This window comes from Geodermatophilus maliterrae (assembly GCF_041018925.1).
In the GTDB taxonomy this organism is placed as follows: Bacteria; Actinomycetota; Actinomycetes; order Mycobacteriales; family Geodermatophilaceae; genus Geodermatophilus; species Geodermatophilus maliterrae.
The window spans coordinates 19,064-43,178 of the sequence record NZ_JBFNXQ010000039.1; the positions used below are offsets into that span (position 1 = coordinate 19,064).

A 24,115-nucleotide genomic window follows, 5' to 3' on the forward strand; every position below is an offset into this window, starting at 1 on the left:
AACCGAGCCGTGGGCACAGAGAGGACCACCGCATGAGCACCTCCGTCGACACGGAGCGGACCGTGTCGCTCACCGTCAACGGTGTTCCACGTGAAGCGCGGGTGCCGGTGCGCCGGGTGCTGTCGGACCTGCTGCGCGACGACCTGGGGCTGACCGGCACGCACGTCGGCTGCGCGCACGGCGTCTGCGGCTCGTGCACGGTGCTGGTCGACGGCGACCCGGTGCGCTCGTGTCTCGTGCTGGCCGTACAGGTCGACGGCGGCGCGGTGACCACGGTCGAGGGGCTGGCCCGCGACGACCACCAGGGCGGGCAGGTGCTGCACCCGGTGCAGGAGGCCTTCCGCGAGTGCCACGCGCTGCAGTGCGGCTACTGCACGCCGGGCTTCCTGGTGACGATCGCCGCCGGCCTGGAGGCCCGGGACCGCTCCGCGGAGATCACCGAGGAGGAGGTCGACGACCTGGTCGGCGGCAACCTCTGCCGCTGCACCGGCTACGCCAACATCAAGAAGGCCGTCCGCCATGCCGCCGCCGCGATGCGGGACGCCTGATGGGTGCCTTTGTAGCGCTATTGGCACCCGGGGGGGCCACCGCGTGACCACCAAGCTGTTCGGGGAGCCGGTCCGCCGCCGCGAGGACGCCCGGCTGATCACCGGCCGGGGGCGCTACCTCGACGACATCGGCGCCGGCGCGCTGGCCGCCGCCTTCGTCCGCAGCCCGCACGCGCACGCCCGCATCCTCGACGTCGACGTCGAGGGTGCCCTGGACGTCGAGGGCCTGGTCGCCATCTACACCTACGAGGACCTCACCGGCCCGATGGCCGAGCCGCTGCCGGTGCTCATCCCGCACCCGCAGCTGCACGCGCCGCGCACCGGCTACCCGCTGGCGAACGGCGTGGTCAACCACGTCGGCGAGCCGGTCGTCATGGTCGTCGCCACCGACCGGTACGTGGCCGAGGACGCCGCCGAGCGCATCGTCGTCGGCTACGAGGAACTGCCCGTCGTCGTCGGCCTCGACGTCGCCCGGGAGGCACGGGCCGCCGTGCACGAGGACGTCCCGGACAACGTCGCCGCGCGGCACCACCAGGAGACCGGCGACGTCGAGCCGGCGCTGGCCGCCTCGCCGCACACGCTGACGTTCACCCAGACGATCGAGCGCAGCGCGTGCACGCCGCTGGAGGGCAAGGGCGTGCACGCCCGCTGGGACGCCGACGACGCCAGCCTGCGCGTGTACTCGAGCACCCAGGCCTCGACGTCGGTGCGCGCGGCGATCGCGGCGAAGCTCGAGCTGTCGCTGGACCGGGTCGAGGTGATCGCGCCGGACGTCGGCGGCGGCTTCGGCGTCAAGATCGTGCACCCGTGGCCCGAGGAGCTGCTCGTGCCCATGGCGGCCATCAGGCTCGGCCGCGAGGTGAAGTGGGCCGAGGACCGCCGCGAGCACTTCATCTCCAGTGCGCACGAGCGCGGGCAGCGGCAGGAGATCACCGTCGGGTACGACGACGACGGCCGGATCACCGCGCTCGACGTGCACGTCTGGCACGACAACGGCGCCTACACGCCCTACGGGATCATCGTGCCCATCGTGACGGCGACCCAGCTGGTCGGGCCGTACGTGATCCCCGTGTACCGGGTGGTCGTGGAGAGCCTGTACACGAACACCGTCATCGTCACGCCCTACCGCGGCGCCGGGCGGCCGCAGGGCTGCTTCGCCATGGAGCGGACGATGGACCGCATCGCCGACGCGCTCGGGCTCGACCGGGCCGAGGTCCGCCGGCGCAACCTCATCCAGGCCGACCAGTTCCCCTACGACCAGCACCTGACGTTCCAGGACGGCCGGCCGGTCGTCTACGACTCCGGCGACTACCCGGGGCTGCTCGACAAGCTGACCGCGCTGGTCGGCTGGGAGCAGGCGGAGTCCATGCGGGCCGAGGCCGCCGGTCGCGGGAAGCTGCTCGGCGTCGGGATGGCGCTGTACGTGGAGGGCACCGGGCCGGGGCCCTACGAGGGCGGGCACGTGCAGGTGCTCGGCAGCGGCAAGGTGCTGGTGTCCACCGGGCTGACCTCGCAGGGGCAGGGCCACGAGACGGTGTTCGCGCAGATCGTCGCCTCCGAGCTCGGGGTGCCGATGGAGGACGTCGAGGTGCACACCGGTGACACCCGGCGCTTCGGCTACGCGGTCGGCACCTTCGCCTCGCGGGCGGCGGTGATGAGCGGCAACGCGGTGGCACTGGCGGCCCGGGGCGTGAAGGAGAAGGCGCTGCGGATCGCCGCCGACGTCCTGGAGGCCGACCCGGGCGACCTGGAGATCGACGAGGGCCTGGTGCAGGTCAAGGGGACGCCGGGGACGTCGATCCCGCTGCGCACGGTCGCCGTGCTGTCCAACCCGCTGCGGTACGCGTTCGACGAGGCGGCCAAGCAGGCGACGCAGTTCGCCGGGCCCGGGGACGACTCGAAGCCGCCGGTGGCCGCCGGGGACGCGCCGGGGCTCGAGTACCGCGACTACTACTCGCCGATCCGGTCGACGTTCGCCTCGGGCGCGCACGCGGCGGTGGTGGAGGTCGACCCGCAGACGTGGGAGATCGACGTCGTCACGTACGCCGTGGTGCACGACTGCGGCAACGTGGTGAACCCGATGATCGTCGAGGGCCAGGTGCACGGCGGGGTGGCGCAGGGCGTGGGCGGAGCGCTGTACGAGCGGATGGCCTACGACGCCGACGGGCAGCTGCAGAACGCGTCGTTCATGGACTTCCTCATGCCCTACGCCTCCGAGGTACCCGACGTGGTGATCGACCACCAGCAGACGCCGTCGCCGCTGAACCCGCTGGGGATCAAGGGCGCCGGGGAGGCGGGGGTGATCCCGGGGTCGGCGGCGCTGGCGTCGGCGATCGAGGACGCGGTGGGACGGCGGGTGGCGGCGATGCCGATCTCGCCGTCGGAGCTGTACGACCTGGTGCGGGACGAGACGGCGGAGCGGACGGCGGCGTCCGCCCGCAGGACGGGAGTGCGTGCGTGAACCTCGACGGCTCGGCGGTGCTGCACGGGTCCCCGGACCGGGTGTGGGCGGCGCTCACCGACCCGGAGGTGCTGGCGCGGACCATCCCCGGGTGCGGGTCGCTGCAGCGGGTGGGCGACGACGAGTACCGGATGGACGTGACGGTCGGCGTCGGCGCGATCCGCGGGACCTACGCCGGTGAGGTGCGGTTGACCGACCAGCAGCCGCCGTCGTCCTACGTCATGCACGCCTCGGGGGCCGGGGCGCCGGGCAACCTGCGGGCCAAGGTGGCCATCGAGCTGGTGCCGTCGGACGCCGGCACGACGACGCTGACCTACTCGGCCGACGCGGTCGTGGGCGGGCCGGTGGCCGGGGTGGGTCAGCGCATGATCACCGGTGTCGCCAAGCGGATGGCCGGCCAGTTCTTCACCGCGATCGACGCCGAGCTGACCGGTGCGGCTGCTGCTCCGGCCGCGCCACGTCCGACGTCCGCCGCGGTGAGCTCGACGACGGCGCCGTCGGCCGCGCCGACCCGGGCCGCACCCGTCCCCGCGGGAACGCCCGCGCTCCAAGCGCCCGGCGCTCCCGCCGCCGTGGCCGCTGACCTGCGGACGCTCGCCGTCGGCGCGATCGGCGGTGCCGGCCTGACCCTCCTCGGCGTCGTCGTCGGCTGGCTCCTCGGCCGCCGCAGGGACTGACGAGGACGCGCTGAGGACCCTCTCGACCTGATCGAGGGGGCGCTCAGCGTGTGGTGATCTCGGCGGGAGCACGCTGCTCACCCCCCTCGACCGGCGCCGACGTCCAGTGGGATGCCGGTCTCGCGCTCGGAGACCTGCCACAGGACGTCGATCTGCTCCTGCAGGTGGAGCCGGCGCAGGACCGGCCGCCGCACGGGCGGGCCGTGCGAGCCGTACCGCGGTGCGTACAGCTCCCCGCCACGGGCCCGCGGGTCGGTCGCGGCCCGGAGCTGCGGCCGGGCGCCCTCGAACGGCGACATCCCCGACCGCGCGGTCACCAGCTCGAAGACCGGACCCAGCCGGCCGGCGCCGCCCTCGCGCACCGCACGCGCCTGCAGGTCGGTGTTCGTCAGCCCCGGGTGCGCCAGCAGGCTCCTCGCCGCGACACCGGCTGCCGAGAACCGCTGCTGCAGCCCCAGGCCGAAGTGCAGGTTGGCCGTCTTCGACCGCGCGTACGACGCCCACGCCCCGTAGCCCCGCTCGAGGTGGACGTCGGCCGGGTCCAGCCGCCGGGCCCGGTGCCGCGCCGTGCTCGTCACCGTCACCACCCGCGCCGCCGGCGCCCGCAGCAGCGCCGGCACCAGGTGCGCGGTCAGCGCCCAGTGCCCCAGGTGGTTCACGCCGAGCTGCACCTCGAACCCGTCGGCCGTCGTCCGCTGTGGCACCGCCATCACCCCGGCGTTGTTCACCAGCAGGTCCACGCGCACGTACCGGTCCAGCACCTCCCGCGCGGCCGCGGCCACCGACGACAGGTCGCCCAGGTCCAGCGGCACCACCTGCAGGGACGCCGACGGGTGGGTCAACCGGATCCGCGCCTCGGCAGCCGCCGTCTTCTCCGCATCCCGCGCAGCGAGGACCACGTGCGCGCCCGCACCTACCAGCGCCAGCGCCGTCTGCAGGCCCAGCCCACCGTTCGCCCCGGTCACCACCGCCGTCCGCCCGCCCAGGTCGGGGATGTCGCGCTGGGTCCAGGCCATGCGCCGTCCCCCTACGCGATCACGACGTCGACCATCGGCAGAGGTCTCAGCCGACGATCGGTCGTCACGAGGACAGCTCTGCGCACGGCCGCCAGCTCGACGTAGAGGGCATCTGCCAGACGCAACTGGTGGCGCCGAGCCCAGGCTCCCGCGATCAGGTCCTGAACCGGATGGCGCTCGATCGGGGCGTCGACCACGCGTCCGAGGAGTCGCGTCACCGTGTCGTCGTCCAGGTCGCCAGCACGGCTGAGCCGCCCGAGCGCGGGCAGCACCTCGGCGTCGATGTGACCGGGGGCCTGGAGGGACTCGCCGGCGAGCCGCGTGCGGACGGCACGGCCGAGGGGGTTGCCCAGGAGCAGGTCCACGAACGCCGAGGCGTCCAGCACGACCTCAGCCATGCCGCGTCGCGGATTCCTCCCGCGCCGCGTCCAGCGCAGCGAGTGCGTCGTCGTGGGACACCTCGAGCGATGGAGGGTCGAGTGTGGCCAACCAGGCATCCGTCGTCCGACCGGCGAGCTGCTGCCTGATCGCGTCCTGCGTCAGGGAGGACAGATTGAGCCCCGCCGCCCGCACCGCGGCCGCGAGGTCGTCCGGCAGGTAGATGTTCACCCGAGGCATACACACAAGGTACACACTCTCTCGATCCACCGGTGACCTCAGCTGCCGGCGCGTGCCTCCGCCCGCATGGCGACGGCGGTGAGCAGCTCCCAGCGGATGGCCGAGCTGCCCGGCCGGACGGCGAGCCAGTAGAGGCCGAAGCGCCGCCGCGTCGGCGCATCGGTCGCGACGATCCGCGTCTCGCAGCTCAGCCGCGTGCCACCGAGGGCCGGCGCCAGGCGGAACTCCATGCCGACCTTCACCCAGCCCGGTTCCGACCACTCCCGGACGCCCGCGGCGTCCAGCACCGGCGGTCGCTTCCCACCGGCCAGCCGCCAGGGCTGCAGCACGCCGCCGAACACCACGTGCGAGGGCGGGTCGGAAGCCAGCTCCGGGATCGGCACGACGTCGAGGAAGGTCCGATCGAGCCCGCCATGGCGGCGCCCCCTGCCCGTCAGCAGCACCGGGAGGGCCCGCACCGCGCTGAGCAGGAGGGACACCGGCATCGACGAGAGCCTCAGCCGGTGCAGCTCCTCCCACACCACGGACGGCCGCGCGTCGATCACCCGCGACTGACGGGTCACGTGGTCGGCCACCGGCACCACGTCGTCGAGGTCCATGCCGCGCCTCCCCCAGGCCTCAGCCGAGCGCGGCGTACACCGCCCGGATGTATGCCTCGCTGCGGTCCGATCCCAGGATGCCCGGCGCCATCCGGTTCATCACGTAGCTGATCGTCAGCCGGCGGTCGAGGTCCATGACGATCATGGACCCTCCCCAGCCGCCCCAGAAGAAGGTCCGCCCCTCGGGCACGTACGGGACGATCGGCGACCCGAGGCAGTAGCCGATGCCGAAGCGGAACGGCTCCCCGAGCACCAGGTCCACGCCGTCGGACTGCTGGTCGAAGACCAGGTCGATCGTCTCCGGCGACAGCAGCCGCACGCCGCCGACCTCACCGCCGAGCGACATCGTCCGCATCACCCGCAGCAGTCCCCGGGCGTTCGTGTGCCCGTTGAGCGCGCCCAGGTCGGCCCGGCGCCACTCCGGCGAGTTCGCGGCCTTCGCCGAGGAGACCGGCCCGGTGAAGGTCTTGACCATCACCGACTCCGGGTCCGGCGTCTGCGGGTCGTCGTCCGTACGCGGCGGCGGGACGACGGGCGCGATCCGGTCCCAGTCCGCCTCGCGGGCCCCGATCTGGTAGTCCGCGCCCAGCGGCCTGGCGATCCGGTCGGCCACGAACTGCCTGAACGTCGTGTTGGAGATCCGCCGGATGACCTCGCCGACCAGGTGTCCCTGGTTGTTCGCGTGGTAGCCCGACGCCGTCCCCGGCTCCCACCAGGGCGCCTGCGCGGCCAGCCGTTCGGTCGAGGTCTGCCAGTCGTACATGTCCCTGATCGAGAACGGCGGGTCCCAGCCGGAGACGCCCGACGTGTGCGACAGGAGGTGCCGCACCTCGACGTCCTTCTTGCCCTTGGCCGCGAACTCCGGCCAGTAGTCGGCGACCGGCGCGTAGACGTCGAGCTCGCCGCGCTCCACCAGCACCAGCGCGGCGAGCGCGAGCACGGTCTTCGTCGTCGACCAGCCGTTGACGATCGTGTCCTCGGTCCACGGCGTCGTCCGCTCCTCGTCGCGGTACCCGCCCCACAGGTCGACGACGGTCTCCCCGTCGAGGTCGACGGCGATCGACGCGCCCAGCTCGTCGCCGTCCAGCTGCCGCGCCAGCGCCTCCCGCACCCCTGAGAACCGGTCGTCGCAGCTGCCGTGCACCTCGGCCATGGAACCTCCTCGTCCTGGCACGACCGCGGTGTCGCGCCCCAGGGATCAGACCACGCCACGGATCCCGCACACCCGCGGAACAGATCCCCGGGCGTCGTCCTTCGTCCCGTCAGTGGCCGGCGCCGTCGCCCGACGGCCGGCCGCCCAGCGCAGTCGAGCGCCTCCGGACGACGACGTCCGCGAGCGTCCGCCGTTCCCGTGCGAGGAGAGCACCCGTGCCCAAGACCTGGCTCATCACCGGCGCGTCCCGCGGCTTCGGCCGCGAGTGGACGATCGCCGCCCTGGAGCGCGGCGACACCGTCGCCGCCACCGCCCGCGACACGACGACCCTCGACGACCTGGTCGCGCAGTTCGGCGACGCGGTCCTGCCGATCGCGCTCGACGTGGACGACCGGGACGCCGTGTTCGCCGCCGTCGCCCGGGCGCACGACCACTTCGGCCGGCTCGACGTCGTCGTCAACAACGCCGGCTACGGCCAGTTCGGGATGGTCGAGGAGGTCTCCGAGGCCGAGGCCCGCGCCCAGTTCGACACCAACGTTCTCGGCGCGCTCTTCGTCACCCAGGCCGCGCTGCCGTACCTGCGCGCGCAGGGATCCGGCCACGTCCTGCAGGTGAGCAGCATCGGCGGGATCAGCGCGTTCCCGAACATCGGCATCTACAACGCCTCGAAGTGGGCGCTGGAGGCCCTCAGCCAGTCCCTCGCCGCCGAGGTCGCCGACTTCGGGATCAAGGTGACGATCATCGAGCCCGGCGCGTACTCCACCGACTGGGGCGGCGCCTCGGCCAGGCACGCCACCCCCGACCCGGCCTACGACACCTTCCGCGAGAAGGCCGCCGAGCAGCGCAGGGCCCGGGCGGGCGACCCGGGCGACCCGGTGGCGACCCGCGCGGCGGTCCTCCGGGTCGTCGACGCCGAGGACCCGCCGCTGCGGGTCTTCTTCGGTGACGGCCCGCTCGCCATCGCCACCCGCGACTACGAGTCCCGCCTGGCCACCTGGCGGGAGTGGGAGCCGGTCTCCGTCGCCGCCCACGGCAGCACGGCCTGACGCGCTCGCGGGCCCGACGGACCCGGACACACGCGGAGGGCCCTGTCGACGGGATCGAGGGGGCCCTCGGCGTGTGGTGATCCCGCGGGTCACGCCACCGCGCGGCGGCGGGTGACGAGCACCCCGGCGACGGTCGACACGACCACCCAGCCGGCGATCACCGCGATCGGCGTCGTCGCCGCACCGTGCTGGGCCAGCGTGACGATCGCGCTCGCCGGGTCCAGCTTGGCCGCGACCTCCGGCTCGACCGAGTTCAGCACCGGCAGGATGCCGAGCAGCGTCAGGTAGGTCCCGGTCAGCGCGGCCGCCGAGTTGCCCACCGCCGCGCCGATCCCGGCCCCGATGACGGCGAACGCCGCCCCGGAGGCGATGACCGCGACCACGGCCTGGCCGGCCGCGAACCACGAGACCCCGGACGTGAACAGCGCCAGCGCCCCGACCGCTGCACCGACGCCGAGCGCGGCGAGCACCAGCCCGAGCAGCGCCATGGCCACGGCCTTCGCGGCCAGGACCCGCCCCCGCTGCGGGACCAGCAGGTACGTCGTCTGCACGCTCCTGTGCGTCCACTCCCCCGCGGTGGAGAGCACCCCGAGGGCGAGCAGGACCAGCGCGATCAGCATCCCCATGATGCCGAGGGCCATCGCGGCGACGACCCCGCCACCGCTGGTCATGGTGGCCAGCAGGACGCCGAGCGGGCCGACCAGCACGGCCAGCGCCGCCACCGACCTGCCGGAGCGGGTGGACAGGGACTTGCGGATCTCCAGGCCGATCAGCCCGGGCAGGGACGGACCGGTCCGTCGTGCCGTCGATCCGGCCGCCGGGACGACGGCGGGGGCGAGGGTGGTGCTCATGGCTGGTGCCTCTCTCTGGGACGTGGAGGTGGTGGGGGGAGTGCGGGTCATCGCGCGTCGGTGAGCTGGAAGAACAGCTCCTCCAGGCCCTGCTCGGAGGGCCGCAGGTCGATCAGGGCGTGTCCGCCGGCCGCCGCCAGCGCGCCGATCCGCTCCGGGCCGGCACCGGGCACGACGAGGACGTCGCCGTCCCGGTGGTGGACCTCGAGCCCGGCCTGCGACAGCGCCGTCTCGAAGGACGCCGGGTCGGCCGCCCGCACCGCCGTCCCGTCGCCGGCCAGGAGCTCGCCGATCGGGCCGTCGGCGACGATCCGGCCGGAGCCGATGACCAGCAGGCGGTCGACGGTGTGCTCGACCTCGCCGAGCAGGTGGCTGGACAGCAGCACCGTCCCGCCGCGGGCCGCGTGGCCGCGCAGGAGGTCACGCATCCAGCGGATGCCCTCCGGGTCCAGGCCGTTGGCCGGCTCGTCGAACATCAGCACCGGCGGGTCGGCCAGCAGCGCCGCCGCGATCCCGAGCCGCTGCCGCATGCCGAGCGAGTAGCCGCCGATCCGGCGACCCCCCGCGGCGGTGAGGTCGACCAGCTCGAGGACCTCGTCGACCCGTGTCGCCGGGACGCCGATCGTCGCGGCCAGCAGCCGCAGGTGGGTCCGCCCGGTACGGCCGGGGTGCACCGCCGCGGCGTCGAGCAGGGTGCCCATGACCGCCCCCGGGTTGGGGAGCGAGGTGTAGGGCCGGCCGGCGACCGTCGCCGTGCCGGACGACGCGGGCACCAGCCCGGTGATCATCCGCATCGTGGTGCTCTTGCCGGCGCCGTTGGGGCCGAGGAAGCCGGTTACCGTGCCGGGCTCCAGCTCGAACGACACCCGGTCGACGACCGTCCGGCCGCCGTACTCCTTGGTCAGTCCGCTGACCGTGATCATCAGGGGTTCCTTCCCTCGTCCGCTGTGGTGGTGCTGCACAGAGAACGCCGGCGCACGCCTCCTCCGCGTCGGTCGAGAGCAGCGAGTGCGCTGGTCGGACGTCGCTCCCGTGTCATCCGGAAGTCGACCCGGGCGGTCATCCCGCGGCCGACCCGCACGACACGATCACCGCCCTACGCTGCTGCCCATGGGGCTCCGCGCGCGTCTGTGGCCGGGGCTCCCGGCACGCGGCGTCTGGTTCGAGGTGCTCCTCGCCGTCCTCGGCGCCCTCAGCGTCAGCGCGGTCTCGTGGACCCCCGGCCCCGACCAGGTCCCGGTGTCCACGGCGGCCACCGCATCGGTCGTCCTCGGCGTCGTCCTCCTGTTCCTGCGTCGGAGGGCGCCACTCGTCCCGTTCCTGCTGGCCGCCGCGCTGGGCGCCGTGTCACCGCCGATCGGCGGAGCCCTCCCGATCGGCGCCTACGCCGTGGGGCGCTACACGGGCCGGTGGCCCGCCCGGGTCGTCGCCGGGGTCGCCGGGTCGATCGCCGTCGGCCAGTTCTGGACCGCCCCCTCCGTGGGCGAGGTGGTCGGCGGGCTGGCGGCCGTCGCGTTCATCGTGCTGCTGCCCGGCGCGATCGGTGCCTGGGTGCGCGCCCGGGCGGACCTGATGGTGGCGCTCACCGAGCGGGCCGAACGGGCCGAGGCCGAGCGGGAGCTGCTGGCGCGCGAGGCCATCGCCGCCGAGCGCGCCCGCATCGCCCGGGAGATGCACGACGCCGTCGGCCACCGGGTGAGCCTCATGGTGCTGCAGGCCGGCGCGATCGAGATGGCGGCGGCCGACCGGGAGCGGGTCGAGCAGCTCGCCTGCCACGTGCAGTCCGCCGGGCGCCAGGCGCTCGACGAGCTGCGGCAGGCGGTCGGGGTCCTGCGCGCCGGCGAGGACGACGCTGCCCCGCTGACCCCGCAGCCCGGCCTCGACGACCTCGAGCGGCTGGTGGAGGAGTGCCGGGCCGCCGGGATGACCGTCGAGCTGACCCGTCGGCCGGCCGACGCCCTCCCCGTGGAGCCCGCGGTGTCCCGGGCGGCCTACCGCATCGTGCAGGAGGCCCTCACGAACGCCGGCAAGCACGCCCCGGGTGCAGCGGTGACCGTGCACGTCTGCCGGGAACCGGACCAGGTGGTCGTCCGGGTGGTGAACGGCGCCCCCCGCGCGCCGGCTCCCCCGGGCAGCGGCGGCGGGTTCGGCCTGGTGGGCCTGGGCGAGCGGGTGCGCACGCTCGGCGGCCGGCTGCGCACCGAGCCGCGCCTGGACGGCGGCTTCCTCGTCGAGGCGGTGCTCCCGGCATGACGGGGACGCCGACGGGGACGCCGATCCGCGTGCTGCTGGTCGACGACGAGGAGCTCGTGCGCTTCGGGCTCCGCACGGTGCTGGAGTCGACGGGTGGCTTCGAGGTGGTCGCCGAGGCCGGCAACGGTGCCGAGGGGGTGCGGGCGGCCCGGGAGCTGCGGCCCGACGTCGTGCTCCTCGACATCCGCATGCCGGTGATGGACGGGCTGACGGCGACGCGGCAGATCCTCGCGCTGCCCGACCCGCCGCAGGTCGCCGTCCTCACGACCTTCCACGTGGACGAGTACGTGTACGCGGCGCTCGCTGCCGGGGCCGCCGGCTTCCTGCTCAAGGACACCCCGCCCCGGGAGATCGCGGCCGCGGTGCGGGCGGTCGCCGACGGCACCGCCACCCTGTCGCCGAAGGTCACCGCCGCGCTCATCGAGTCCTACGTGGACAGGCGGGCCGCCCCGCGCAGGGCCCAGGCGCTGCGCCGCATCCGCGAGCTCTCCGACCGTGAGCGGGAGGTGCTGCGACTGCTCGGCAGCGGGGAGTCCAACGCCGAGCTGGCCAGGCGGCTGTACGTCAGCGAGGCGACCGTGAAGACCTACGTCTCCCGGCTGCTCGCCAAGCTCGACCTGGCCAACCGCACGCAGGCGGCCATCCTCGCCCACGAGGCCGGCCTGCTCGAGGGCTGAGGGACCTCCCGCCGGGACGTCCGCGAGATCCGTGCACCCCGCTCCGGAGCCCGGGCCGGGCGGCTGGGGTCGCCGCCGTGCCGGACGCCACGGGTACCAGACCGCGCAGCTCGACATCGCCCTGCCGGCCGAGCCGCTGACCTCCGCCCGGCTCGCCGGGTTCGTCGAGCTGCTCGAGCCGGTCAACGCCCTGGCCGACGCCTCACCCGGCTTCGTCTGGCGGCTGCAGACCGAGGACGGCGACGCCACCGCTGTCCGCGGGTTCGGCGACGACCGGCTGATCGTCAACATGAGCGTCTGGGAGTCACTGGAGGCGCTGGCCGCCTACGTCTACGGCGGCTTCCACGCCGAGGTCGTGCGGCGCCGGCGCGAGTGGTTCACGCACGTGCGCGAGGCCCACACCGTCCTGTGGTGGGTGCCCGCCGGCGTTCCCCCCACCCGGGCAGGACGTCGAGCAGCGCACCGACGACGACTGGGTCTGCCCGGCCTGAGCACGCGCCGAGGGCGGCACCGACGGCTGCCGGGACCGCCCTCAGGTGGTCGGGGACGCTCAGGCGTCGAGACCCCAGGACACGATCGTGCGCGGGTGGATGCGGATGACCGCCTCGCCGTCCGGCGGCTCGACGACCTCCACGTCCCCCTGCACGGTCACGCACCGGGGGCGCCACGGCGGCAGGACGTCGTCCACCACGAACGCCGCCTTGGGGTTGGCCCGCGCGTTGCGGTACTTGCGCGTCGAGGAGAAGGACCGCCCGCTGACCTCGATGGTCCCCAGCTCCGCGTCGTAGCTCCACCCGACCGGCACCACGTGCGGCTGCCCCGACGCGTCCGCCGTCGCCAGCCGGCCGAGCCGCCGCTCACCCAGCAGGTACGCCAGCTCGGCCTCGCTGAAGCGGACCCGGGCCCCGGCCGGCGTCGTCATCACCGCACCGCCCGCGGCAGCAGCGGGACGAGCACGGCGGCGACGGCGGCGTGCAGGGCGAGGAGGACGACGACCGACGCCGTCCCGACGCCCATGGCGACCGGGCCACCGAACGAGAGCAGCAGCACGACCAGCGCGACGGCCCGCCACACCGTCGTGGCACGTGGCGACACCCGCACCAGGACCGCGAGCAGCGCCCAGCCGAGGAGGCCGGCCACCGCGGCCGCCACGACGACCGACCCGGCACCCACCGGCTGCTCGCCACCGGGGACGCCGACCCGGGGGTCCACGCCGAGCAGCGGGACGGCGACGGTCCAGGCGAGCGTCGCCGCGGCCACCCCGCCGACGACCGCGAGGGCTGCGGGACGGACGGCGACGCGACCTCGCCGGTCGCTCGGGACGACGGTCGGTGCAGGTGCAGGTGCAGGTGCGGACGTGGTCACGGGACACCTCTCTCGGTAGAATTCGTTAGCTACCTAACGGAATACTTGAACGTTAGGCGCATAACCATCGATGCCGCAAGAGGGGTGAGCCGTGGACTCCACCGCCGCCAAGCAGGTCAACGACGCCGTCCGCGCCCTGGCGATGCGCCACCGTGCCGCCGCGGCCGGGCTGCTGGCCCCGCTGGGACTGCACCCCGGCCAGGAGGTCCTGCTGCTCGAGCTGCACGCGCACGGTGAGCGGACGCAGGCTCAGCTGGCGGCGGCCAGCGGCTGCGAGCCGCCCACCATCACCGGCAGCGTGCGCAAGCTGGAGAGCGCCGGCCTGCTCGTCCGCCGCCCGTCGCCGACCGACGGGCGGGCGACCATCGTGGAGCTCTCCGACCGCGGCCGGTCGCTGATGCCGGCGCTCCAGGCGGCGTGGTGCGAGCTCGCCGAGCGGACCCTGTCCGGGCTGTCCGGCGACCGCGACCGGGCCACCGCCCTCCTCGGCGAGATGGCGACCGGCCTCGACCCGCGCGCGTGAGCGACCCACTGGACCAAGGGGCGGAGGTTGCGTGATGATGGCGTTCCGTGAGCGTGCCGCCACCTCGTGTGAGTGATGAGCGGAACGAGTCCGTCTGCGGTGGCGAGTCGGGCGTCCTACGGTGCCGATCACACGGACAGGGACGTCGCATGGAGGTGGCGTGCAGCACGAACGCTCGGAGGCGGAGCGGCAGATCGTCCAGCTGCTGCGCACCGCCCGCTGCAAGCTCGACCTCGGCGTCGCGTTCCTGAGCCGCATCGACGAGACCACCCGCACCACGGAGGTCGTCGACTCGGTGGTCGCCGGGATCCGGGCCGGCTACTCCGGTCCGCGGGACAGCGGCTTCTGCCTGGCCGTCGTCGAGGGCCGCCTGCCGAAGGTCATGCCCGACGCCCGGGACGTCCCCGAGGCCGTGCGCCTGCACCCGGTCGACCTGCCGCAGATCCGCGGGCACGCCAGCGTCCCCGTGGTGCTCAGCGACGGCGCCGTGTACGGCACCTTCTGCGCCTTCGGCCTGGTCACCGACCCCGAGCCCTCCCCGCGCGACCTGGCCCTGGTCGAGGTGCTCGCCGACGCCGCCGCCATGGTGGTCGAGCCCCTGGTCCGGCTCGAGCAGCGGCAGGCCCGGGTCAGCGACCGCCTCGCGCCGGTCATGGCCGCCGGCGGTCCGGACGTCGTCCTGCAGCCCATCGTCGGCCTCGGCACCGGCGCCCGCGACGGTGCCGAGGCCCTCAGCCGCTTCCCCGCCGAGTGGGGCCGCACGCCCGACGTCGTCTTCGCCGAGGCGCACGGCATCGGGCAGGGCACCGCCTCGAGCTGCTGGCCCTCCGCCGCGCCGCGGCGCTGCTCGACGAGGTGTCCGGCTACGTGTCCATGAACGTCTCACCGCAGACCGTGGTGACGCCGATGTGCGTCGAGCTGCTGGCGGGCCTGCCGCTGGACCGCGTGGTGCTCGAGCTCTCCGAGCACGACCCGGTCCACGACTACGCCGCGCTGGAGGCCGCGCTGGCCCCGCTGCGCGCACGCGGCATGCGGCTGGCCATCGACGACGTCGGCGCCGGCTTCGCGAGCCTGCGGCACATCGTCATGGCCGACCCGGACGTGATCGAGATGGACCGCAGCATCGTCAGCGGCGTCGACTCCGACCCGGTCCTCGCCAGGCTGGCCCGGTCGCTGGTCGACGTCGCCCACGGCTGCGACGTCTCCGTCGTCGCCGAGGGCGTGGAGACGGCGGCCGAGCACGCCGTCCTGCAGACCCTCGGCGTGGACGGCGGCCAGGGCTGGTTCTTCGGCCGGCCGGCGCCCGCCCACACCCTCGTGGACGAGGGCACGGTCCGCACCGCGCCGGCCGCGGCATCCCTGGCGGGGTGAGGGGCGCTGCACGGTCCCTCCTCCCCGCCCCGCGCGGGCGAGGGGCGGGGAGGAGGGGGGTCCTTCAGCTGGCGCGCAGCGTCGGGTAGTCGGTGTAGCCCTCGGCGCCGGGCGCGTAGAACAGGTGCGGCCTGGGCTCGTTCTCCGGGTGCGCGCCGGCCCAGCGCTCGACCAGGTCGGGGTTGGCGATGACCGCCCGGCCCACGGCGACGACGTCGGCGTGCGCGGCCTCGATCAGGGCGATCGCCTCGTCCCGGGTCGTCACCGAGCGGAAGCCGCTGTTGACCATGAGGGGCCCGCCGGAGCGCATCCGCAGCTCCTGCACCAGGTCACCGGCCGGCTCGCCGTGCAGCACCGAGAGGTAGGCCAGCCCGAGCGGCCGCAGCTGGTCGACCAGCGTGCCGTAGGTGGCGCGGACGTCGTCGCGGTCGGTCTCGTAGGCGTCCTGGATGTCGTGCTCCGGCGAGATCCGCAGGCCGACGCGGCCGGCACCGATGGCCTCGGCGACCGCCGTGACGACCTCGACGACGAACCGGGCACGGTTCTCCGGCGTGCCGCCGTACTCGTCGTCGCGCACGTTGGACGCCGGCGACAGGAACTCGTGCAGCAGGTAGCCGTTGGCGCCGTGGATCTCCACGCCGTCCAGGCTGGCCTCGATCGCGCGCTCGGAGGCGCGGACGAAGTCCTGCACGGTGGCGCGGACCTCGTCGGTGGTCAGCGCGTGCGGCACCGGGTAGGGCTGCTTGCCCTTCTCGGTGTGGCCCGCGCCGTCGATGGCGATCGCGCTCGGGGCGACGACGCGGTGGCCGCCGTTGACGTCGGGGTGGGTCACCCGGCCGCCGTGCATGACCTGCACGACGACCGTGCCGCCGCGGGCGTGGACGGCGTCGGCGACGCGGCGCCAGCCCTCGACCTGCTCGTCGGTGACGATGCCGGGCTGGCCGACGAAGGCCTTGCCCTCGATGGTCGGGTAGGTGCCCTCGGTGATGATCAGGCCGATGCCGGCCCGCTGCGCGTAGTAGTCGACGACGAGGTCACCGGGGACGCCGGACGCACCGGACCGCATGCGGGTCAGCGGCGCCATGGCGACCCGGTTGGCCAGCTCGAGGTCGCCCAGGGTCACGGGGGAGAAGATGTCCACGGGGGTTCCGACACCCCACCGCGCCGCACCATTCCGGGGTGCGACCGGCCTCACGCCGCCGCCGCTCGTTGCCCCGGCGGCCCCGGTGGACGACGGTCGTCGTGTCCACCGCCGTCCGAGAGGGGCACCGTGACGCTGCTGTCCGCCGTCGAGGGCTGGGCCCCCGGCCCGGTGACCGACTCCGCCCGCATCGACCCCGGCCCCGCGGCCGCCTTCGCCGCCGTCCTCGACATGCCCTCCCCCGTCCGCGACGACGGCGACCCCCTGCCGCCGGGCTGGCACTGGTTCACCTTCCTCGACCGCCCGGCCACCGCCGAGCTCGGCGAGGACGGCCACCCGCGCGACGGGCACTTCCTCCCGCCGGTCCCCCACCGCCGCCGCATGATCGCCGGGGGACGGATGGAGGTCACCGCGCCGCTGCGGGTCGGCGCCACCGTCGTCCGCACCTCGTCGCTGGTCCGCCGCGAGGCGAAGGAGGGGCGCAGCGGCGAGATGCTGCTGGTCACCGTGCGCAGCGAGTACCGCGAGGACGGCCGGCTGCTGCTCGCCGAGGAGCAGGACGTCGTCTACCGCTCCCAGCGGGCGGGCTCGTCGCCGGCGCCGGCCGGCGCGGGGACACCGGTCGCCGAGGACGGCACCGGCCCCGCCGTCGAGCTGGTCCCGGACGCGCCGCTGCTGTTCCGCTTCAGCGCGCTGACCTACAACGCGCACCGCATCCACTACGACCACCCCTACGTCACCGGCGTCGAGGGCCACCCCGGCCTCGTCGTGCACGGCCCGCTGCTCGCCCTGCTGCTGCTCGAGGTCCCGCGCCGGCACTCCCCGGACCGGGCCGTGACCTCCTTCGCCCACCGGCTGACCCGCCCGGCCTACGCGGGCACGCCGGTGCGCGCGACCGGCCGGACCGACGGCGACCGCCTGGAGCTGACCGCGGCCGCGCGCGGCTCGGCCGCGTCGATCACCGGCTCGGTGCACCTGTCTCCCGGAGGGACCTCCCGATGACCGAGCTGAGCACCGAGGAGCGCGACGTCGTCGCCGCCGTCCGGGAGTTCGTCGACCGCGAGGTGCGGCCGGTCGCCCGGGAGCTCGAGCACGCGGACGAGTACCCCGAGGCGCTGATCGAGCAGATGAAGCAGCTGGGTGTCTTCGGGCTGGCGGTGCCCGAGCCGTGGGGTGGGGCGCCGGTGTCGATGCCCTGCTACGCGCTGGTCACCGCCGAGCTGGCCCGCGGCTGGATGTCGCTGGCCGGGGCGATGGGCGGGCACACCGTCGTCGCCAAGCTGCTGGTCGCGTTCGGCACCCGCGAGCAGCAGGACCGCTGGCTGCCGCGGATGGCCACCGGTGAGGTGCGCGCGACGATGGCGCTCACCGAGCCCGGCGGGGGCTCGGACCTGCAGGCCATGACCACCGTCGCCCGGCGGGACGGCGGGGGCTACGTCGTCGACGGCGCCAAGACCTGGATCACCAACTCCCGCCGCTCGCAGCTCATCGCCCTGCTGTGCAAGACCGACCCGGACGCGCAGCCGCGGCACGCGGGGGTGTCGATCCTGCTGGTCGGGCACGGGCCGGGGCTGACCGTGTCGAAGGACCTGCCCAAGCTCGGCTACAAGGGCGTCGAGAGCTGCGAGCTCACCTTCGACGGGTACCGGGCACCGGCCGACGCCGTCCTCGGGGGGGTGGAGGGGCACGGCTTCGCGCAGATGATGAAGGGCCTGGAGACCGGCCGGATCCAGGTGGCCGCCCGCGCGGTCGGCGTCGGCCAGGCGGCACTGGACGACGCGCTGCGCTACGCCCAGGAGCGGGAGAGCTTCGGCAGGCCGATCTGGCGGCACCAGTCGGTGGGCAACCTGCTGGCCGGCATGGCCACCGACCTGACTGCCGCCCGCCAGCTGGTCCTCTACGCCGCGGAGCGGTACGAGACCGGCCGGCGCTGCGACATGGAGGCCGGCATGGCCAAGCTGTTCGCCTCCGAGGCCGCGATGCGCATCGCGCTGGACGCCATCCGCGTGCACGGCGGGCACGGCTACTCGACCGAGTTCGACGTCGAGCGCTACTTCCGCGACGCCCCGCTCATGATCGTCGGCGAGGGCACCAACGAGATCCAGCGCGACGTCATCGCCCGCCAGCTGGTCGCCCGCGGCGGGCTCGACTGAGGGATCGGCACCCGGGAGGCGTTCCCGCGGGAACGCCGCGGGTGCCTGGGCGCCCACAGCGGTCGAGGGACCGGCGCGCGAGGGGCGACGGTCAGCCCTGGTCCTCCAGGGCGTACGAGCCGGTGGTCACCTCACCCGTGCGCCGGTGGGCGCACATGAGGGCACCGGTCGAGGTCGTCGCCGAGGAGACCAGCTGCCAGGTCCGCGGCGCCGTCCCGTCCGCGAACAGCCGCCTGCCCTCCCCGAGCGTGACCGGGAAGACGATGGTGCGGATCTCGTCGACCAGGTCCTCGGCCAGCAGGGTCTGCACCAGGCCGATCGAGCCGTGCACCTGCAGCTCGCCGCCGTCGGCGGCCTTCAGCGCGCGGACGGCGGCCGGCACGTCGTCGCCGAGCAGCCGGGCGGTCGACCAGTCCAGCGAGGACAAGGTGCGCGAGGCGACGTGCTTGGGCTTCGTCTGCAGCGCCTGGGCGACCGGGTCCCCGGTGGCGTCCACGTGCGGCCAGTGCGCCGCGAAGATCTCGTAGGTCCGGCGGCCGAGCAGGAAGTCCTCCGCGCCGGCGAACCAGGCGTCCATCTGCTGCCCGAACGCCTCGTCGGCGTGCGGGACGAGCCATCCGCCCCAGCGGAAGCCCCCGGAGGGGTCCTCCTGCGGCCCGCCCGGGGCCTGCGCGACCCCGTCGAGCGTGGTGAACGTGGTGACGACGAGCGGGCGCATCGGGCTCTCCTCCGGCAGGTGGGCGCTGTCGAGGTGCAGACGGCGCCCGGCGGCGTTCCTCATCGGTCCGGGACCCGCACGGGCCGAGGGCCCCTCCCGGTGTCGGGAGGGGCCCTCGGGGAGAGGAGGGTCAGCCACCGCAGGTGCCCGGCGGGAGGCTGGTGCCGCAGGTGTCGCCGCGGAACACGATGCCTCGCCCACCGCCAGGAGCGGGCCGGAGCCCGGCCGGCCGAGGAACACGTCGAACAGCACGTTCCCCGTGGAGGTGCGGTGATCCGGTTGCCCCGGACCACGGGGTCGTCGGCGTCGGTGACCTGCACACCGGTGCCCGAGACGCGCAGGGGCGGGACCGGGACGTCGACCGCCCCGGGTGTGGAGGTGCACGCTCCCCAGGGGGCGACTCCCGACCCGGGGAGGAGGCGTGACACGACCTGCGGATGAGGTCGGCACCCTCCTCCCGGCGGAGGCGGCGTCCCCGGTCACGAGGGGCGCCGCCTCGCGGTGGACGACGCCACCGGCCGCCACCGGGCGCCACCGGCCGGCAGGCGAGCCGGCGGCTCAGGCGGCCGGCGAGTGGTCCCGGTTGACGAGGATGGCCAGCTGCGTGCGGGTGCGGACGTCGAGCCGGCGCATCGACGCGGTGAGGTGGCTCTTGACCGTCGCCAGGCTGAGGAACAGCCGGCGGGCGATCTCCTCGTTGCTCATCCCCTGCGCCACCAGCTCGGCGACCTCGCGCTGGCGGTCGGTGAGCCGGTCCAGGGCGCGCGACGCGGGTGCCGGCCGCTCGTGGGGCGCGGTCAGGTACTGCACGAGCCGGCTCGTCGCCGTGGGGTCGAGCGCGGCCTCGTGCCGCGCCAGCGCCCGCACGCCGTCGACCAGCCGCTGGGCGTCGGAGCGACGGGGCAGGTAGCCGCGCACGCCGGCCTGCAGGATCTGGACGAGCTCCGGCTCGGGCACCGTCCCCGGCTCCGCGAGCACGAGGACCGCCGCGTTCCGCTGGCACAGGGTCCGCAGCAGCGGCAGGGCGGTACCGGCGACCAGCCCCTGCCGGACGACGACGACCACCTGGCCCCGCATGCCGCCGACGACCTCGAGCGCGTCGTTGAGGTGGCTGGTCTCCGCGACGACCGCGATGTCCGGCTCGGCCTCGAGCACCTCCCGCATGCCGATCCGGAAGACCTCCTGGTCCTCGCAGAGCAGGACGCACACCAGCGTGGTCGGCGGCCGGGTGGTGTGCGGCCCGATCGGGGCCGGACGGACCGATCCTCGTGGTGCCGGCGGCCGCGCCGCTCCGGTCGGGTGGGAACGGCCTCCCGTCTCCCCCGGGCCGCGCTGGTGCAGCGCTCTCAGCCCGGCCCCCGTGGCGAAGACCTCGTTCCCCATGTCGTCCCCCTGAGTCCGGCTCCACCACGCACGCGCGGCGACCCGGCCGTTCCGACACTCGCCCGTCTACTCCGGACTCGACCGACTGTAGTGGTGCACGAGCTGGTTGCGCCCAGTCATCTTGGGACGCTCCCCCCGGCTCCCCCCGCCAGACCCCTCCAGCGTTCTCCCAGCTGGCCCGGAGCGGAAGCACTTTTCGCGCGCGACGAGGGGCACGACCAGCTCAGCCCTCGACCGGCAGGCCCCCCGGCCCCTCCCCTGGCCGGGCGGCGCGGTGCACGTGGATGGCGAGCTGGGTCCGGTCCCGGAGGTTCAGCCGGCGCAGCGCGACCGTGATGTGTCCCTTGACCGTGGCCCGGCTCACCTGCAGGCGGGCGGCGATCTCGGCGTTGGAGAGACCCTCCGCCACGAGCCCGGCCACGGTCTGCTGCCGGGCGGTCAGCGCGTTGTGCACGGGACCGTCGCCGTCCCCCGACCGGTCGCCGTCCAGCTGGCTCAGGAGCTCGCCGGTGACGCTGGGGTCGAGGACGGTCTCCCCGCGGGCCACCGCGCGGACGTACTCGATGAGCAGCTGCGGGCTGATGGCCACGTGCACGTAGCCCCGCGCCCCGGCCTTGAGCGCCTCGACGGCGTCGCTGCCGACACAGGCCTCGCCCAGCAGGACGACCCGGATCCCCTTCGCGCTCATCGTCCGCACGAGGTCCTGGACCCCGGGGCCGCGCGTCTCGAGGCCCAGCAGGGCGACGTCGGGGCGGACGGTGGCGGCCAGCGACAGTGCCTCGTCCACGTCGGCGGCCTCGGCGACGACGGTCAGGTCGGGAGCCCGGCGCAGGACCGTGCGCAGCCCGTGCCGCAGGACCTCGTGGTCGTCGCAGACGAGCACCCGGACCGACGAGCCGGATCCGGCCACGGCCGAACCGACGACGTCCTGATCCGGTCCGCCCATGTGCATCCGCTCCGCTCCCACACCCGAGGCGCGAGTCGCCAGGTCAGAGGGGCGAAGTTAGGCGGTCAGACCCTCTGCTGGCCACCACTTGCGGCGGGGCGCCGGCGATCCCACCGGCGAGTTCATACCCGGGTAGGGCCCCGGGGCCACTCCCTGAGTCGGGGGGTCGGCATCCCTGGGGACGGGGACCCGCTCCCCGCGGAGGTGCGGGACGGTCCCCGCGGAGGGCGTCGCGGTCCCCGCGACGGGGCGGTCGCACGCCACCGTCCCCCTCCGGACCCGCCCGTGAAGGCGACGGATGGCCGGTGTCCGGGGCCGGTTTCGCGACCTAGCGTCGTCGACACCCCCTCCGCCCCTCACGGGGCCGTGACGACGCTGGAGACCCCGTGCACCAGACGATGATCATCGCGAAGATGGCGCCGGCCGACGCCGACACGGTGGCCGACATCTTCGGCCGCTCCGACGCCACGTCGATGCCGCACGAGATCGGGGTGCGAGCCCGCTCGCTCTACCGCTTCCACGAGCTCTACGTGCACCTCATCGACTTCGACCGGCCCGCGCCGGAGGCGATGCGGATCGCCCAGTCGCTGCCGTCCTTCCGCTCCGTGAGCGAGGAACTGCGGCCCTACATCGAGGCCTACGACCCGAACTGGCGCTCACCGCAGGACGCGATGGCACAGCGCTTCTACCACTGGACGGCGTCCCCCGAGTGATCACGCACGGGTGGACAGGAGGCACGCCATGACACGTTCGTCAGCGACCCCGGCTCCGGCCGTTCCCGGTCCGACCGGACAGGCGGGCTGGATCTCCTGCCCCGCCTGCGGGTGGCTGCTCTACCGGCGGCGGCTCGACCGGGACCTGAACGTCTGTCCCGAGTGCGACCACCACCTGCGGCTGAGCGCGCGGGCCCGCATCGCCCTGCTCGTGGACGCGGGCAGCTTCGACGAGGCCGCGTTCCCGCCCGGCGCGTCCGACCCGCTGTCCTTCAGCGACCTGCGCGACTACCCCGAGCGGCTGGAGGAGGCCGCGCGCCGCTCCGGCGAGTCGGAGGCCGTGGTCGTCGGCACCGCCCGCATCGGGGGCGCCGAGGCGGTCGTCGCCGTCATGGACTTCGCCTTCCTCGGCGGCAGCATGGGCGTCGAGGTCGGCCGCCGGGTCAGCGGCGCGGCCGAGCTCGCCCTCGAGCGGGGCCTGCCCCTGGTGTGCGTCTGCGCCAGCGGCGGCGCCCGCATGCAGGAGGGCGTGTTCTCCCTCTTCCAGATGGCCCGCGTCAGCCAGGCGTTCGGCCGGCTGCGCGAGGCGGGGCTGCTCTCGGTGTGCGTGCTCACCGACCCCACCTACGGCGGCGTGTCGGCCTCCTTCGCCACCCTGGCGTCGGTCCTGGTCGGCGAGCGGGGCGCGCACGTCGGCTTCGCCGGCCCGCGCGTGGTGCAGGAGACGATCCGCGCCGAGCTGCCCCCCGACTTCCAGACCGCCGAGTTCCTCCTGGCCCACGGCCTGGTCGACCGCGTGGAGAGCCGCGCGGAGATCCGGCCGCTGCTGATCCGCCTGCTCACCCTGCACGCGGCCGGTGCCGGGGAGCCGTCGGACGACGACCTGGCCGACGCCGCGGCACCCGGTGTGGACGGCGGGACCGACGACGACCGGACCGCCGACGGCGCGGGCGAGGGGGCCGACCCCTGGGACGTCGTGCAGCGGGCGCGGGTCACCGAGCGGCCCACGACGCTGGACTACCTGCACACGGCGTTCGACGACTTCGTCGAGCTGCACGGCGACCGCGCCTTCGCCGACGACCGCGCGGTCGTGGGCGGGGTGGCCTCGATCGGCGGCCGCACGGTCGTCGTCATCGGCCACGAGAAGGGGCACACCGTCCGCGAGCGGGTGGCCCGCGACTTCGGGATGCCGCACCCCGAGGGCTACCGCAAGGCCATGCGGCTGTTCGACCACGCCGAGTCCTTCGGCCTGCCGGTCGTGACCCTCGTCGACACACCCGGCGCCCACCCGGGGCCGGAGGCCGAGGAGCGCGGTCAGTCGCACGCCATCGCCGAGACGATCATGCGCAGCAGCCGGCTGCGGGTCCCGGTCGTGGCCGCGGTCACCGGTGAGGGCGGCAGCGGCGGTGCGCTCGCGCTGTGCACCTCGGACCGGCTGCTCGTGCTGGAGAACGCCTACCTGTCGGTCATCAGCCCCGAGGGGTGCGCCGCCATCCTGTGGCGGACGGCGGTGGCCGCACCGACCGCCGCCCGCGCGATGCGGCTCGGCGCGGCCCACCTGCACGCCTCGGGGATCGCCACCTCCGTGGTGCCCGAGCCCCCGGGCGGCGCGCACACCGACCCCGCCGCCGCGGCGCGCCTGCTGCGGAGAGCCCTGGTCCGCGAGCTCGAGGACGTCTGCCGTCTGGACGTGGCCACGCTGCTCGACACCCGCTTCCGGCGGCTGTCGCGCATCGGCGGGGACGACGGCCGGGCCCTGCAGCCGGTGGGGAGCTGATGGTGTCCGCCAGCGAGCTCACCCCCCGCACCGGCGCCTCGGCCCCGGCGCCGGAGACCGACCTGCGCGACGAGGTCGTGGCCCTGGCCCGCGCCCTGCCCGGCGAGCTGCGCCGGCTCACCGTGC

At 74.7% G+C, this 24,115-nt stretch carries 26 protein-coding genes and 1 pseudogene; 14 read left to right on the forward strand and 13 right to left on the reverse strand.

Going from position 1 to position 24,115, the window contains the following annotated elements; genetic code table 11:
• Positions 1–32 precede the first annotated feature (32 nt).
• Genes ABQ292_RS13520 through ABQ292_RS13530 form a run of 3 tightly spaced genes read left to right on the forward strand, consistent with a single transcriptional unit; the run spans position 33 to position 3,686 of the window.
• Positions 33–548, forward strand: a complete 516-nt coding sequence (locus ABQ292_RS13520) for a (2Fe-2S)-binding protein (protein ID WP_369207155.1) — start codon at positions 33–35, stop codon at positions 546–548.
• Positions 549–591: 43 nt separating this feature from the next.
• Positions 592–3,009, forward strand: a complete 2,418-nt coding sequence (gene cutA, locus ABQ292_RS13525; RefSeq protein WP_369207157.1) for an aerobic carbon-monoxide dehydrogenase large subunit — start codon at positions 592–594, stop codon at positions 3,007–3,009.
• Positions 3,006–3,686 carry an SRPBCC family protein gene (locus ABQ292_RS13530; protein ID WP_369207159.1) on the forward strand — a complete coding sequence of 227 codons (681 nt, stop codon included), beginning with the start codon at positions 3,006–3,008 and terminating at the stop codon, positions 3,684–3,686. Before cutA ends, ABQ292_RS13530 begins: the two co-directional genes overlap by 4 nt.
• 77 nt (positions 3,687–3,763) lie before the next feature.
• Here the strand turns inward: ABQ292_RS13530 and ABQ292_RS13535 are convergent, their stop codons facing one another.
• Genes ABQ292_RS13535 through ABQ292_RS13555 form a run of 5 tightly spaced genes read right to left on the reverse strand, consistent with a single transcriptional unit; the run spans position 3,764 to position 7,072 of the window.
• Positions 3,764–4,702 carry an oxidoreductase gene (locus ABQ292_RS13535; protein ID WP_369207161.1) on the reverse strand — a complete coding sequence of 313 codons (939 nt, stop codon included), beginning with the start codon at positions 4,700–4,702 and terminating at the stop codon, positions 3,764–3,766.
• Between the two features lie 11 nt (positions 4,703–4,713).
• The gene (locus tag ABQ292_RS13540; protein ID WP_369207163.1) at positions 4,714–5,088 is read right to left on the reverse strand and encodes a type II toxin-antitoxin system VapC family toxin; all 375 of its coding nucleotides are present in this window, start codon (positions 5,086–5,088) and stop codon (positions 4,714–4,716) included.
• A gap of 4 nt (positions 5,089–5,092) precedes the next feature.
• A complete protein-coding gene (locus ABQ292_RS13545; protein WP_369207165.1) occupies positions 5,093–5,311 on the reverse strand; it encodes a type II toxin-antitoxin system CcdA family antitoxin in 219 nt (72 codons plus the stop codon).
• A gap of 47 nt (positions 5,312–5,358) precedes the next feature.
• Positions 5,359–5,919, reverse strand: coding sequence for a hypothetical protein (locus ABQ292_RS13550; RefSeq protein WP_369207167.1), 561 nt, complete (start codon positions 5,917–5,919; stop codon positions 5,359–5,361).
• Positions 5,920–5,938: 19 nt separating this feature from the next.
• Positions 5,939–7,072 (reverse strand): serine hydrolase domain-containing protein, encoded by a 1,134-nt coding sequence (locus ABQ292_RS13555; protein ID WP_369207169.1) that lies wholly within the window; start codon positions 7,070–7,072, stop codon positions 5,939–5,941.
• A 215-nt stretch (positions 7,073–7,287) separates the two neighbouring features.
• On the opposite strand from ABQ292_RS13555, the gene ABQ292_RS13560 reads away from it, so the two are divergent.
• A complete protein-coding gene (locus tag ABQ292_RS13560) occupies positions 7,288–8,118 on the forward strand; it encodes an SDR family oxidoreductase (RefSeq protein WP_369207171.1) in 831 nt (276 codons plus the stop codon).
• An 89-nt stretch (positions 8,119–8,207) separates the two neighbouring features.
• Here ABQ292_RS13560 and ABQ292_RS13565 read toward each other — a convergent pair whose 3' ends face one another.
• Positions 8,208–8,969 carry a hypothetical protein gene (locus ABQ292_RS13565; RefSeq protein ID WP_369207173.1) on the reverse strand — a complete coding sequence of 254 codons (762 nt, stop codon included), beginning with the start codon at positions 8,967–8,969 and terminating at the stop codon, positions 8,208–8,210.
• Between the two features lie 47 nt (positions 8,970–9,016).
• On the reverse strand, positions 9,017–9,892 hold the full coding sequence (locus ABQ292_RS13570) for an ATP-binding cassette domain-containing protein (protein ID WP_369207175.1): 876 nt from the start codon (positions 9,890–9,892) through the stop codon (positions 9,017–9,019).
• 187 nt (positions 9,893–10,079) lie between these two features.
• Between ABQ292_RS13570 and ABQ292_RS13575 the strand changes: the two genes are divergently transcribed.
• The 3 genes and pseudogenes from ABQ292_RS13575 to ABQ292_RS13585 form a co-directional block, all read left to right on the forward strand.
• The gene (locus ABQ292_RS13575; RefSeq protein ID WP_369207177.1) at positions 10,080–11,222 is read left to right on the forward strand and encodes a sensor histidine kinase; all 1,143 of its coding nucleotides are present in this window, start codon (positions 10,080–10,082) and stop codon (positions 11,220–11,222) included.
• The gene (locus ABQ292_RS13580) at positions 11,219–11,899 is read left to right on the forward strand and encodes a response regulator transcription factor (protein WP_369207179.1); all 681 of its coding nucleotides are present in this window, start codon (positions 11,219–11,221) and stop codon (positions 11,897–11,899) included. Before ABQ292_RS13575 ends, ABQ292_RS13580 begins: the two co-directional genes overlap by 4 nt.
• Before the next feature lie 31 nt (positions 11,900–11,930).
• Positions 11,931–12,332 (forward strand): annotated as a pseudogene (locus tag ABQ292_RS13585) (DUF3291 domain-containing protein); the annotation flags it as partial.
• A 117-nt stretch (positions 12,333–12,449) separates the two neighbouring features.
• Here the strand turns inward: ABQ292_RS13585 and ABQ292_RS13590 are convergent.
• On the reverse strand, positions 12,450–12,821 hold the full coding sequence (locus tag ABQ292_RS13590; protein WP_369207181.1) for a PPOX class F420-dependent oxidoreductase: 372 nt from the start codon (positions 12,819–12,821) through the stop codon (positions 12,450–12,452).
• Positions 12,821–13,264: a DUF6069 family protein gene (locus ABQ292_RS13595; RefSeq protein WP_369207183.1), complete on the reverse strand. Its 444-nt coding sequence runs from the start codon at positions 13,262–13,264 to the stop codon at positions 12,821–12,823. Before ABQ292_RS13595 ends, ABQ292_RS13590 begins: the two co-directional genes overlap by 1 nt.
• 91 nt (positions 13,265–13,355) lie before the next feature.
• Between ABQ292_RS13595 and ABQ292_RS13600 the strand changes: the two genes are divergently transcribed.
• The 3 genes from ABQ292_RS13600 (at position 13,356) to ABQ292_RS13610 (ending at position 15,158) form a co-directional block, all read left to right on the forward strand.
• On the forward strand, positions 13,356–13,787 hold the full coding sequence (locus ABQ292_RS13600; RefSeq protein ID WP_369207185.1) for a MarR family winged helix-turn-helix transcriptional regulator: 432 nt from the start codon (positions 13,356–13,358) through the stop codon (positions 13,785–13,787).
• A gap of 160 nt (positions 13,788–13,947) precedes the next feature.
• Positions 13,948–14,664 carry a GAF domain-containing protein gene (locus tag ABQ292_RS13605; protein ID WP_369207187.1) on the forward strand — a complete coding sequence of 239 codons (717 nt, stop codon included), beginning with the start codon at positions 13,948–13,950 and terminating at the stop codon, positions 14,662–14,664.
• A complete protein-coding gene (locus tag ABQ292_RS13610; protein ID WP_369207204.1) occupies positions 14,631–15,158 on the forward strand; it encodes an EAL domain-containing protein in 528 nt (175 codons plus the stop codon). The genes ABQ292_RS13605 and ABQ292_RS13610 overlap by 34 nt, the downstream gene beginning before the upstream one ends.
• A 64-nt stretch (positions 15,159–15,222) precedes the next feature.
• On the opposite strand, the gene ABQ292_RS13615 is transcribed toward ABQ292_RS13610, so the two are convergent.
• Positions 15,223–16,299, reverse strand: coding sequence for an alkene reductase (locus ABQ292_RS13615; RefSeq protein ID WP_369207189.1), 1,077 nt, complete (start codon positions 16,297–16,299; stop codon positions 15,223–15,225).
• A 129-nt stretch (positions 16,300–16,428) separates the two neighbouring features.
• Here ABQ292_RS13615 and ABQ292_RS13620 point away from each other — a divergent pair, with 129 nt between their 5' ends.
• Both ABQ292_RS13620 and ABQ292_RS13625 read left to right on the forward strand, forming a co-directional pair.
• Positions 16,429–17,301: an HTD2 family dehydratase gene (locus tag ABQ292_RS13620; protein ID WP_369207191.1), complete on the forward strand. Its 873-nt coding sequence runs from the start codon at positions 16,429–16,431 to the stop codon at positions 17,299–17,301.
• Positions 17,298–18,452, forward strand: coding sequence for an acyl-CoA dehydrogenase family protein (locus tag ABQ292_RS13625; protein WP_369207193.1), 1,155 nt, complete (start codon positions 17,298–17,300; stop codon positions 18,450–18,452). Before ABQ292_RS13620 ends, ABQ292_RS13625 begins: the two co-directional genes overlap by 4 nt.
• A gap of 91 nt (positions 18,453–18,543) precedes the next feature.
• Here ABQ292_RS13625 and ABQ292_RS13630 read toward each other — a convergent pair whose 3' ends face one another.
• The 3 genes from ABQ292_RS13630 to ABQ292_RS13640 form a co-directional block, all read right to left on the reverse strand.
• Positions 18,544–19,170, reverse strand: a complete 627-nt coding sequence (locus ABQ292_RS13630) for a dihydrofolate reductase family protein (protein WP_369207195.1) — start codon at positions 19,168–19,170, stop codon at positions 18,544–18,546.
• Positions 19,171–19,728: 558 nt separating this feature from the next.
• Positions 19,729–20,379: a response regulator transcription factor gene (locus ABQ292_RS13635; protein WP_369207197.1), complete on the reverse strand. Its 651-nt coding sequence runs from the start codon at positions 20,377–20,379 to the stop codon at positions 19,729–19,731.
• A gap of 397 nt (positions 20,380–20,776) precedes the next feature.
• The gene (locus tag ABQ292_RS13640) at positions 20,777–21,499 is read right to left on the reverse strand and encodes a LuxR C-terminal-related transcriptional regulator (protein ID WP_369207199.1); all 723 of its coding nucleotides are present in this window, start codon (positions 21,497–21,499) and stop codon (positions 20,777–20,779) included.
• Between the two features lie 386 nt (positions 21,500–21,885).
• On the opposite strand from ABQ292_RS13640, the gene ABQ292_RS13645 reads away from it, so the two are divergent.
• Together ABQ292_RS13645 and ABQ292_RS13650 are read left to right on the forward strand one after the other, a co-directional pair.
• Positions 21,886–22,212 (forward strand): TcmI family type II polyketide cyclase, encoded by a 327-nt coding sequence (locus tag ABQ292_RS13645; protein WP_204692405.1) that lies wholly within the window; start codon positions 21,886–21,888, stop codon positions 22,210–22,212.
• Between the two features lie 28 nt (positions 22,213–22,240).
• The gene (locus ABQ292_RS13650) at positions 22,241–23,989 is read left to right on the forward strand and encodes an acetyl-CoA carboxylase carboxyltransferase subunit alpha (RefSeq protein ID WP_369207202.1); all 1,749 of its coding nucleotides are present in this window, start codon (positions 22,241–22,243) and stop codon (positions 23,987–23,989) included.
• Positions 23,990–24,115: the final 126 nt, after the last annotated feature.

Coding starts and splice junctions, on each gene's coding strand:
- ABQ292_RS13625 (WP_369207193.1), top strand. CDS start 17,298: ATGACCGAGCTGAGCACCGAGGAGCGCGACGTCGTCGCCGCCGTCCGG.
- ABQ292_RS13630 (WP_369207195.1), bottom strand. CDS start 19,170: ATGCGCCCGCTCGTCGTCACCACGTTCACCACGCTCGACGGGGTCGCG.
- ABQ292_RS13520 (WP_369207155.1), top strand. CDS start 33: ATGAGCACCTCCGTCGACACGGAGCGGACCGTGTCGCTCACCGTCAAC.
- ABQ292_RS13535 (WP_369207161.1), bottom strand. CDS start 4,702: ATGGCCTGGACCCAGCGCGACATCCCCGACCTGGGCGGGCGGACGGCG.
- ABQ292_RS13580 (WP_369207179.1), top strand. CDS start 11,219: ATGACGGGGACGCCGACGGGGACGCCGATCCGCGTGCTGCTGGTCGAC.
- ABQ292_RS13555 (WP_369207169.1), bottom strand. CDS start 7,072: ATGGCCGAGGTGCACGGCAGCTGCGACGACCGGTTCTCAGGGGTGCGG.
- ABQ292_RS13570 (WP_369207175.1), bottom strand. CDS start 9,892: ATGATCACGGTCAGCGGACTGACCAAGGAGTACGGCGGCCGGACGGTC.
- ABQ292_RS13650 (WP_369207202.1), top strand. CDS start 22,241: ATGACACGTTCGTCAGCGACCCCGGCTCCGGCCGTTCCCGGTCCGACC.
- ABQ292_RS13575 (WP_369207177.1), top strand. CDS start 10,080: ATGGGGCTCCGCGCGCGTCTGTGGCCGGGGCTCCCGGCACGCGGCGTC.
- ABQ292_RS13590 (WP_369207181.1), bottom strand. CDS start 12,821: ATGACGACGCCGGCCGGGGCCCGGGTCCGCTTCAGCGAGGCCGAGCTG.
- ABQ292_RS13640 (WP_369207199.1), bottom strand. CDS start 21,499: ATGGGCGGACCGGATCAGGACGTCGTCGGTTCGGCCGTGGCCGGATCC.
- ABQ292_RS13565 (WP_369207173.1), bottom strand. CDS start 8,969: ATGAGCACCACCCTCGCCCCCGCCGTCGTCCCGGCGGCCGGATCGACG.
- ABQ292_RS13550 (WP_369207167.1), bottom strand. CDS start 5,919: ATGGACCTCGACGACGTGGTGCCGGTGGCCGACCACGTGACCCGTCAG.